Raw genomic sequence first — 963 nt, 5'->3', positions numbered from 1 at the left:
ATCGTGGTGTTGGTGGCGATGACGCCGTCCATGCCGTGGCGCTGCAGCGTCGCGGCGATCACGGCGATCTGGTCGGCGTCGAGATCGGGTGCAATCTTGACGAACAGCGGCACGCGCCGGCCCTGCTGGGCAGCGAGCTGCTCGCGGCGCACGGCGATCGCGCCGAGCAGGCCGTCGAGCGCGTCATCGCTTTGCAGCGCGCGCAGGTTCTTGGTGTTGGGCGAGCTGATGTTCACGGTCACGTAGTCGGCGTGCGGGTACACGCCTTCGAGCGCGATCAGGTAGTCGCTGGTCGCTTCCTCGATGGGCGTGAGCGCGTTCTTGCCGATGTTCAGGCCCAGCAGCATGGGCTTGCCCTGGGCGCGGCACTTCGACTGGCGCACGTTGGCGACGAAAGTCTCCAGGCCCTGGTTGTTGAAGCCCAGGCGGTTGATCAGGGCCCTGGCCTCGGGAATGCGGAACATGCGCGGCTGGGGGTTGCCCGGCTGGGGCTTGGGCGTGACGGTGCCGACTTCGACGAAGCCGAAGCCCATGGCGCTGAGCGCGTCGATGCAGCGCGCGTTCTTGTCCAGGCCCGCGGCCATGCCCACACGGTTGGGAAACTGCAGCCCGGCGAGTTCGATCGGGTCCGACACCATGGGCTGAGACCAGGCCCATTGCAGCGGTGTGCCCTGGCCGCGCGCCAGCAGGTTCATGGTCAGGTCGTGGGCCGCTTCGGCGTCGAGGCGGAACAGAAAGGGTCTAGCCAGTGCGTAGGGAATAAGAGACATTGGATAATTCGGTGATTACTTCCAATTCTCTCCCATGACGACACCTGCTGCAGCCCTTTCCCAAGATGAACTCAAAACCCTGGTGGGACAAGCTGCCCTCCAGTACGTGCCGGCAGGCGAAATCGTCGGCGTGGGCACGGGCTCGACGGTCAACAAGTTCATCGACGCGCTGGCGACGATCAAGGACCAGATC

The 963-nt window shown here is 65.1% G+C and carries 1 protein-coding gene and 1 pseudogene; one reads left to right on the top strand and one right to left on the bottom strand.

Annotated features, from left to right (window positions below; genetic code table 11):
* A partial coding sequence (locus tag D3H34_RS33000) for a quinone-dependent dihydroorotate dehydrogenase (RefSeq protein ID WP_119558897.1) occupies nt 1-770 on the bottom strand: 770 nt, incomplete at its 3' end.
* A gap of 34 nt (nt 771-804) precedes the next feature.
* Between D3H34_RS33000 and D3H34_RS34875 the strand changes: the two are divergent.
* Nucleotides 805-963: pseudogene (locus D3H34_RS34875) on the top strand (ribose-5-phosphate isomerase RpiA); the annotation flags it as partial.

The organism is Acidovorax cavernicola, from assembly GCF_003581445.1.
This window is presented reverse-complemented; position numbering and strand designations above follow the sequence as displayed.